Here is a 10,042-nt window from a genome sequence, read left to right as displayed (position 1 = left end):
CGGCAGCGCCGTCCACTCGGGCCGGAACAGCGACTCGTGGTGCGCGGTGCGCGAGGTGGCCAGCTGCTCGGCCGAGACCGGGCGCAGCACCAGCTGGTCGACGGAGGCCACCGGCGCGCCGGTGGCGTCGGCGAGTTCGAGCGCCGCGCCGCCGCCGTTCGGCCGCAGCCGGACCCGCAGGCCCGCGGCTCCGGTGGCGTGCAGCCGCACCCCGGTCCAGGCGAACGGCAGCCGCGCGCCCTCGCCGGAACCGTCCAGTCCCAGCGCGTGCAGCGCCGAGTCCAGCAGCGCCGGGTGCATCCCGAACGCACCGGCCTCGGTCTCGAAGCCCTGCGGCAGCCGGACTTCGGCGTACAGCTCCTCGCCGTCGCGCCAGGCGGCCGTCAGGCCCTGGAACACGGGGCCGTAGCCGAGGCCCGCGGCGGCCGCGCCCTCGTAGAAGCCGGCCGTGTCGAGGGCGGTCGCCCCGGCGGGCGGCCACTCGGCCGGGAAGGGCTCGGCGGGGGCCGCCGTGGCGGGGGCCAGGACGCCGGTGGCGTGCCGGGTCCACGGAGCCTGGGTGTCGGCCTCCTCGGGGCGGGAGTGCAGGCTCACCGCCCGCCGTCCGGCCTCGTCGGCGGCCGCCAGCTCCAGCCGCAGCTGGACGGCGCCGCGTTCGGGCAGGACGAGCGGCGCCTGGAGGGTCAGCTCCTCGACGCTGTCGCAGCCCGCCTCCTCGCCCGCGCGCAGCGCCAGCTCGACGAAGGCGGTACCCGGCAGCAGCACGGTGTCCATGACGGCGTGGTCGGCCAGCCAGGGGTGACTGCGCAGCGACAGCCGTCCGGTGAACACGAAGCCGCCGGTGTCGGGCAGTTCGACCGCCGCGCCCAGCAGCGGGTGCCCCGCGGTCGCCAGGCCCGCGGACGCCACGTCCTCGGCGGAGATGCCCACGTCCAGCCAGTAACGGCGGCGCTGGAAGGCGTACGTGGGCAGGGTGACGCGTGCGGCGCCGGTGCCCGCGTAGAACGCCGCCCAGTCCACGGTGACGCCCCGCACATGGGCCAGGGCGAGGGCGGTCGCGAGCGTCCGCGCCTCGGGGCGGCCGGTGCGCAGCACGGGGACGAAAGCCACGTCGGCGGCTTCGGCGGTGTCGGTCAGGCACTCCTCGGCCATCGCCGAGAGCACGCCGTCCGGGCCGAGTTCGACGAAGGTGGTCGCACCGGCCGCGCGCAGGGCGCGCACACCGTCGAGGAAGCGGACGGCCTCCCGGACGTGACGGACCCAGAACTCGGGCAGGCGCATCTCGTCGGCCGCGACCACGGCGCCGGTGAGGTTGGAGACGATCGGGATCTTCGGGGCGTGGAAGGTCAGGCCCTCCGCGAGCTTCCGGAAGTCCGCGAGCATGGGCTCCATGTGCGGCGAGTGGAAGGCGTGCGAGACGGTGAGCCGCTTGGTCTTGCGACCCTGCTGCTCGAAGGTCGCGGCGATCGCGAGTGCCGCGTCCTCGTCACCGGCGATCACGACGGACTGCGGGCCGTTGAGGGCGGCGATGCTCACGCCGTCGGTCAGCAGCGGCAGGACCTCGTCCTCCGACGCCTGGACGGCGATCATCGCGCCACCGGCCGGCAGGGCCTGCATCAGACGACCACGAGCCGCCACCAGCGTGCAGGCATCCTCCAGCGACAGCACACCGGCGACGTGCGCGGCGGCCAGCTCACCGATCGAGTGACCGGAGAGAAGGTCGGCCTTGACGCCCCACGCCTCGACGAGGCGGAACAGCGCCACCTCGATGGCGAACAGCGCGGGCTGAGTCCAGCCGGTCTGGTCGAGCAGAGCGGCGTCGTCACCGAACACCACGGTCTTCAGCGGCTGATCCAGATACCCGTCCAGCGCGTCGCAGACCGCGTCGAACGCCTCCGCGAACACCGGGTACGCCGCGTACAGCTCGCGACCCATGCCGAGCCGCTGGCTGCCCTGTCCGGTGAACAGGAACGCCACCTTGCCGTCGGTCTCCGTGCCGCGCAGCACCTGCGCCGGGTCGGCCTCGCCGCGCGCCAGCGCGTCCAGGGCGCGCAGCAGTTCGTCGTGGTCGGCGGCGACCAGCGCGGCCCGGTGCTCCAGCGCGGCGCGGGTGGTGGCCAGCGAGTAGCCGAGGTCGGGCAGACCCGGCCGCGGACGGTCGCCGTCCGTGGCCGTCGCCCGCTCGCCGACGTGGGCGCGCAGGCGCTGGGCCTGGGCCCGCAGCCCGTCCTCGCCGCGTGCGGACAGCAGCACGGGCACGAAGGGCGGCCCGGCGGCGTCGGCGGGGGGCTGCGGCTCGGCCGCGGCCTCGGTGACGTCGGCCTCGGGGGCCTGCTCGATGATGGCGTGCGCGTTGGTGCCGCTGATGCCGAAGGACGACACACCCGCACGGCGCGGACGGCCCGTCTCCGGCCACTCCCTGGCCTCCGTCAGCAGCTCGACGGCGCCCGCCGTCCAGTCCACGTGCGGCGAGGGCTCGTCCACGTGCAGCGTCTTGGGCAGCAGCCCGTGGCGCATGGAGAGCACCATCTTGATGATGCCCGCGACGCCGGAGGCGGCCTGGGTGTGGCCCAGGTTCGACTTGACCGAGCCGAGCCACAGCGGCTGCCCGTCCGGCCGCTCCTGGCCATAGGTGGCGAGCAGAGCCTGGGCCTCGATCGGGTCGCCCAGGGTGGTGCCGGTGCCGTGTGCCTCGACGGCGTCCACCTGGTCGGTGGTGAGCCGCGCGTTGGCCAGGGCCTGGCGGATGACGCGCTGCTGCGACGGGCCGTTGGGGGCGGTGAGGCCGTTGCTCGCGCCGTCCTGGTTCACCGCCGAGCCGCGGACGACCGCCAGCACGTCGTGACCGTTCCTGCGGGCGTCGGAGAGCCGCTCCAGGAGGAGCATGCCCGCGCCCTCGCCCCAGCCGGTGCCGTCGGCGGCGGCCGCGAAGGACTTGCAGCGGCCGTCGGCGGCGAGCCCGCGCTGGCGGCTGAACTCGATGAAGGTGCCGGGGGTGAACATCACGGTGACACCGCCCGCCAGGGCCAGCGAGCACTCGCCGTTGCGCAGGGCCTGCGCGGCCAGGTGCAGGGCCACCAGCGACGACGAGCACGCCGTGTCGACCGTGACGGCCGGGCCCTCCAGGCCGAAGGTGTACGCGACGCGGCCGGAGACGACGCTGCTGGAGCTGCCGGTGCCGAGGTAGCCCTCGACCTCTTCCGGCGCGGCGTGCAGACGCGAGCCGTAGTCGTGGTACATCACGCCGGCGAAGACGCCGGTCCGGCTGCCGCGCACCGACAGCGGGTCGATGCCCGCGCGCTCGAACGCCTCCCAGGACGTCTCCAGCAGCAGGCGCTGCTGCGGGTCCATGGCAAGGGCCTCGCGCGGCGAGATGCCGAAGAACGCCGGGTCGAAGTCGGCGGCGTCGTGGACGAAGCCGCCCTCGCGGGCGTAGGAGGTGCCCGGGGTCTCCGGGTCGGGGTCGTAGAGGGCGTCCAGGTCCCAGCCGCGGTTGTCGGGGAAGCGCGAGATGCCGTCGTTGCCCGTGGCGATCATCTGCCACAGCTCTTCGGGGGTACGGACCCCGCCGGGGTAGCGGCAGCTCATCGCGACGATGGCGATCGGGTCGTCGTCGGCGACGGCGACGACGGTCTCCGGGGCCGCGGTCACGACCTCGTCACCGACCAGCTCCGCCCGCAGATGACGCGCCAGGACGGCCGGATCCGGGTAATCGAAGATCAACGTCGCCGGCAGCCGCAGCCCCGTCACCGCGTTCAACGAATTCCGCAGCTCCACCGCCGTCAACGAATCAAAACCGAGCTCCTTGAACGCCCGGCCCGAACCGACCGTCTCCGCCCCCGCATAACCGAGGACAGCCGCCACCTGACCACGCACCAGATCCAGCAGCGCCCGCTCCTGCTCCGCCGGGCTCAGCCCGACGAGGCGTCCGGCCAGTCCGGTGGCGTCGCCGGTCGTGCCGGCCTCCGCCGCGCGCCGTACCGGCACCCGGACCAGGCCGCGCAGCAGCGGCGAGATGACGCCCGAGGCCGCCACGGTGCGCAGGGCCGCCGTGTCCACGCGCATGGGCACGACAGCCGCGTCGCGCATCCGCAGGGCGGTGTCGAGCAGGTCCAGGCCCTCGGCCACCGGCAGCGGCGGCAGACCCGCGCGCCGCATGCGGCTGATGTCGGCCTCGTCCAGGGTGCCGCCCATGCCGCCACCGGCCCACAGGCCCCAGGCGAGAGCGGTCGCCGACAGACCCGCGGCCCTGCGGTGCTGGGCGAGCGCGTCCAGGAAGGCGTTGGCAGAGGCGTAATTGCCCTGGCCCGGACCGCCGAAGACACCGGAGGACGACGAGAAGAGGACGAACGCCGCGAGGTCCAAGCCCTGGGTCAGCTCGTGCAGGTTCCAGGCCGCGTCCACCTTCGGGCGCATGACGCGGTCGACGCGCTCAGGGGTCAGCGAGCCGATCGTGCCGTCGTCGAGGACACCGGCGGTGTGCACGACGGCGGTCAGCGGGTGCGCGGCCGGTACGTCCGCGAGGACGGCGGCCAGCGCCTCCCGGTCGGCCACATCGCAGGCCGCCCAGGTGACGGAGGCACCGGAACCGGCCAGTTCGGCCGCCAGTTCCTCGGCGCCGGGGGCCTCGCCGCCGCGGCGGCTGACGAGCAGCAGGTGCCGTACGCCGTGCCCGTCCACCAGGTGCCGGGCCACGAGCCCGCCCAGCGAGCCGCTGGCGCCGGTGACCAGCACCGTGCCGTCGGCGGCCGGACGGAAGTCCCGCTCGGCGTCGGCGTCCACGGCCACCCGCGTCAGGCGGGGCGTGTACGCCGTACCCGCGCGGAGCGCGACCTGCGGCTCGCCCGTCGTCAGGGCGCCGGGGAGCGTACGGCGGGACTCCTCCTGCCCGTCGAGGTCGACCAGCAGCAGCCGGTCCGGGTTCTCCGACTGCGCCGAGCGCAGCAGGCCCCAGACGGCGGCCCGTGCCACGTCGGTCACCGGCTCGTCCGGTACGGCGGCGACAGCACCGGACGTCAGGACGACGAGCCGGGAGTCGGCGAACCGCTGGTCCGCCAGCCACTCCTGCACCAGGCCCAGCGCCTCGGCGGAGGCGTGGTGCGCGGCGGCCGCCGCGTCCGCGCCTCCGGCCGCGCCGGGCGAGGCGAACACGAACTCCGGCGCCGGGGTGCCCGCGTCGACCGCCGCGGCGAGCGCGGCCAGGTCGGCGTGGGCGGGGACATCGGCACCGACAAGTTCCCCGGCGCCACCGAGGGCGGCCCAACGGCCGGTAGTGGCCGTAGCGTGGGCGAGCTCCGTCCACTCCATGTGGAACAGCGACTCGTAGTAGGCGGTACGAGCGGTCCGCAGTTGCTCGGCCGAGACCGGGCGCAGCCCGAGCGACTCGACGGCGGCGACCGGGGCACCGGTCACGTCGGCGATCTCCAGCCGGACGCCCTCGGCGCCCACGGGCGCCAGGTGGACGCGCAGGCCGGCCGCGCCGCTCGCGTACAGCGACACCCCGCTCCAGGCGAACGGCAGTCGGCCGGTGTCGTCGCTGACGCCCAGGCCGCCGAGGCCGATGGCGTGCAGCGCGGAGTCGAGCAGCGCCGGGTGCAGCCCGAAGCGGCCCGCCTCTTCCCGGGTCTCCTCGGGCAGCAGCACCTCGGCGAAGATCTCGCCGTCCCGCCGCCACGCCTTGCGCAGGCCCTGGAAGTCGGGGCCATAGGCGAAGCCGATGTCGAGCAGACCCGCGTAGCGGTCGCCCAGCTCCACCTCGACGGCACCCTCCGGCGGCCAGACACTGAGCTCGAAAGCGGGCGCTGAGCGGTCCTCGGCCAGGACGCCGCTGGCGTGCCGGGTCCACGGCTCCTCGGACGGGACGTCCTCGAGCCGGGAGTGCAGGGCCAGGGTGCGGCGGCCCGACTCGTCGGGGGCACCGACCGAAAGCCGCAGCTGGACGCCGCCCTGCTCGAGCAGGACCAGCGGCGCCTCCAGCGTCAGCTCCTCCAGGTACTCGCAACCGACCTGGTCACCGGCACGGATCGCCAGCTCGACAAAGGCCGTGCCCGGCAGCAGGACCGTGTCCATGATGGTGTGGCCCGCGAGCCACGGGTGCGTCGACAGCGCGAGGCGGCCGGTGAACAACACCCCGCCCGCGTCGGGCAGTTCGGCGCTCGCGCCCAGCAGCGGGTGCCCGGCGTCGCCCAGGCCCACGGCCGCGACGTCACCGAGGTACAGCGAGGACACCTTCGGCCAGTAACGCTGGCGCTGGAAGGCGTAGGTGGGGAGGTCGACGCGTACGGCGGCGGTGCGCGCGAAGAACGCGGCCCAGTCCACCTTCACCCCACGGACGTGCGCCCGGGCGACGGCGGCGGTGAGCGTCTCGGCCTCGCCACGGTCCTTGCGGAGCGCAGAGACGAAGGCCAGGTCGTCGCCGGTGGCGCAGTCCTGTGCCATGGCGGTGAGCACGCCGTCGGGGCCGAGCTCGACGAAGGTGGTGACGTTCTGGGCTTCCAGAGTGCGGATGCCGTCGAGGAAGCGCACGGCCTCGCGGACGTGACGGACCCAGAACTCGGCCGAAGTGATCTCCTCGACGGAGACCAGGGTGCCGGTGAGGTTGGAAACGATCGGGACGCGGGGGGTCTCGTACGACAGCCCCTCGGCCACCGCACGGAACTCCTCCAACATGCCGTCCATACGCGGCGAGTGGAACGCATGAGAGACCGTCAGACGCTTGGTCTTACGACCCTGCGCCTCGAACGTCGCGGCAATTTCGACAGCCGCGTCCTCGTCACCAGCGATCACCACCGACTGCGGACCGTTGAGAGCAGCGATGCTCACACCATCGGTCAGCAGCGGAAGGACCTCGTCCTCAGACGCCTGCACCGCGATCATCGCGCCACCGGCCGGAAGCTCCTGCATCAGACGACCACGAGCCGCCACCAGCGTGCAGGCATCCTCCAGCGACAGCACACCCGCCACATGCGCAGCAGCCAACTCACCGATCGAATGGCCGGAAAGGAAGTCCGCCTTGATGCCCCACTGCTCGACGAGACGGAAGAGCGCCACCTCGATCGCGAACAGCGCAGGCTGCGTAAAGCCGGTCTGGTCCAACAGCTCGGCGTCCTCGCCGAACACCACGTCCTTCAACGGACGCTCAAGGTGCCCGTCCAGGTGCGCGCACACCTCGTCCAGCGCATCCGCGAACACCGGGAAGGCGGCGTACAGTTCACGGCCCATACCGAGCCGCTGGCTGCCCTGACCCGTGAACAGGAACGCCGTCTTGCCACCGACCGCGGAACCCGTCACCAGACCCGCGGCCGACTCACCACGTGCCAGAGCCTCCAGGCCCGTCACCAGGGCATCCCGGTCGGCGACGACCAGCGCGGCCCGCTCCTCGAAGGCCGCGCGCCGCGTGGCCAGGGAGTGGCCGACGTCCGTCAGCGCGGCGTCCGGTGCCTCGGTCAGGTGCGTACGCAGCCGCTCGGCCTGGGCCCGCAGGCCATCGACGGTGCGGGCGGACAGGAGCATGGGCAGCACGGACGGGACCGCGCCCGGCCCGTCCGCGTCACCGGCGGTCTCCTCGGCCGGGGCCTGCTCGATGATGGTGTGGGCGTTGGTGCCGCTGATACCGAAGGAGGAGACGGCGGCTCTGCGCGGGCGGCCGGTCTCGGGCCATGCGGTGGCCTCGGTCAGCAGCGCGATCTCGCCCGCCGACCAGTCGACGTGCGGGGACGGCGCGTCCACGTGCAGGGTCTGCGGCAGCACACCGTGCTGGAGCGCCAGCACCATCTTGATGATGCCCGCGACACCCGCCGCGGCCTGCGTGTGGCCGAAGTTGGACTTGATGGAGCCCAGGTACAGCGGCCGGTCGCCGTCGCGGTCCTGACCGTACGTGGCCAGCAGCGCCTGCGCCTCAATGGGGTCGCCCAGCGTCGTGCCCGTACCGTGCGCCTCGACCGCGTCCACGTCACCGGTCGTCAGACCGGCGCCTGCGAGCGCCTGGCGGATGACGCGCTGCTGCGACGGGCCGTTGGGGGCCGTCAGGCCATTGCTGGCGCCGTCCTGGTTGATCGCCGAGCCGCGCACGATCGCCAGTACCGGGTGGCCGTTCTTCTGCGCGTCCGACAGCCGCTCCACGAGCAGCATGCCGACACCCTCACCCCAGCCCGTACCGTCCGCCCCGGCCGCGAACGCCTTGATACGGCCGTCCGTGGCCAGACCGCGCTGGCGGCTGAAGTCGATGAAGTTGCCGGGGGTGGACATCACGGTGATGCCGCCCGCGAGGGCGAGCGAGCACTCGCCGTCGCGCAGCGCCTGGATCGCCCAGTGCAGGGCGACCAGCGAGGACGAGCACGCGGTGTCGACCGTGACAGCCGGGCCCTCCAGGCCCAGGGCGTAGGAGACGCGGCCGGACAGCACGCTGGCCGCGTTGCCCGTGCCCATGAAGCCCTCGGAGCCGCCGGGGGCGGCGAGGATGACCGGCAGGTAGTCCTGGCCGTTGGTGCCGGCGAAGACGCCGACCTGCTGGCCGCGCAGTGTCACCGGGTCGATCCCGGCCCGCTCGAAGGCCTCCCAGGACGTCTCCAGCAGCAGGCGCTGCTGCGGGTCCATGGCAAGGGCCTCGCGCGGGGAGATGCCGAAGAACGCCGGGTCGAAGTCGGCGACGTCGTGCAGGAAGCCGCCTTCACGGACGTATGTGGTGTTCTCGGCAGCGCCCTCCGGGTCGTAGAGCGCCTCGACGTCCCAGCCGCGGTCGGCGGGGAAGCCGGTGACCGCGTCCTGGCCCGATATGAGCAGCTTCCACAGCTCTTCGGGGGTGGTCACGCCGCCGGGGAAGCGGCAGCTCATGCCGACGATCGCGATCGGGTCGTCGGCGACGGCCGCCACGGGGGCGGCGGGGCCGGAGGCGACCGGGCGGGAACCGACGAGTTCCTCCTGGAGGAACTCCGCCAGGATGACCGGGGTCGGGTAGTCGAAGATGATCGTGGCGGGGAGCCGCAGCCCGGTGAGCGAGCCGAGCAGGTTGCGGATCTCGACCGCGGTGAGCGAGTCGAAGCCGAGGTCGCGGAAGGCCCGGGTGGGTTCGACGGACTCCGGTCCGGGGTGGCCGAGGACGACCGCCACCTGGGTGCGGACGAAGTCCAGGGCGAGCGCCTCGCGTTCCTCCTCGGTCGCGGCGGCGGCCAGCCGGTCTCCGAAGGAGGAGGCGTCGGCGGTGCCGCTCCCCTCGGCCGTCCGTGCCGCCTCGATCGCCTGCCGTGCCTCGGGGAGGTCGGCGACCAGCGGGTTGGGGCGGATGGCGGTGAGGCCGGGCGCGAACCGGTCCCAGTCGATGTCCACGACCAGGGAGAAGGTCTCGTCCAGGTCGAGGGCGGTGCACAGGGCGGCGGTGGCCAGTTCGGGGGCGAGCGCGGGCAGCCCGGACAGCCGGAGGCGTTCGGCGACCAGCTCGTCGGTGGCCATGCCGCCCTCGGCCCAGGCACCCCAGGCCAGCGAGACGGCGTGCAGCCCCTCGGCGCGGCGCTGTTCGGCGAGCGCGTCGAGGTAGGCGTTGGCGGCGGTGTAGTTGGCCTGGCCCGCGGCGCCGAAGGTGGCGGCCATGGACGAGAACAGCACGAAGGCGCTCAGGTCCAGCTCGCGGGTGAGCTCGTGCAGGTGGAGCGCGGCGGTGGCCTTGGGGCGCAGCACCGCGGCCAGGCGGGCCGGGGTCTGGGCGTCCAGGACGCCGTCGTCGAGGACGCCCGCGGCGTGCACGACGGTGGTCAGCGGGTACTGCTCGGGAATCGAGGCGAGCAGTCCGGCCAGGGCGTCGCGGTCGGCGATGTCGCAGGCGGCGATGGTGACCTGGGCGCCCAGTGCGGTGAGTTCCTCGCGCAGTGCGTCCGCGCCCGGCGCGTCCGGGCCGCGACGGCTCGTCAGCAGCAGGTGCTCGATGCCCCGGTTCGCGAGGGTGCGGGCGACGTGGGCGCCCAGGGCGCCGGTGCCGCCGGTGACCAGGGCGGTGCCGTGGGCGGGCCGGGTCCCGTCGGCCGTCTCGGCGTGCGGGGCGCGGGCGAGG

General features: G+C 74.0%; 1 protein-coding gene. It reads right to left on the bottom strand.

Annotated features, from left to right (window positions below; translation table 11 throughout):
* Positions 1-10,042: type I polyketide synthase (locus K6I34_RS23005; RefSeq protein WP_229328227.1), on the bottom strand; the 10,042-nt coding region annotated here is incomplete at both ends.

Origin of the sequence: Streptomyces sp. UNOC14_S4 (assembly GCF_020740835.1) — a bacterium.
GTDB lineage: Bacteria > Actinomycetota > Actinomycetes > Streptomycetales > Streptomycetaceae > Streptomyces.
This window is presented reverse-complemented; position numbering and strand designations above follow the sequence as displayed.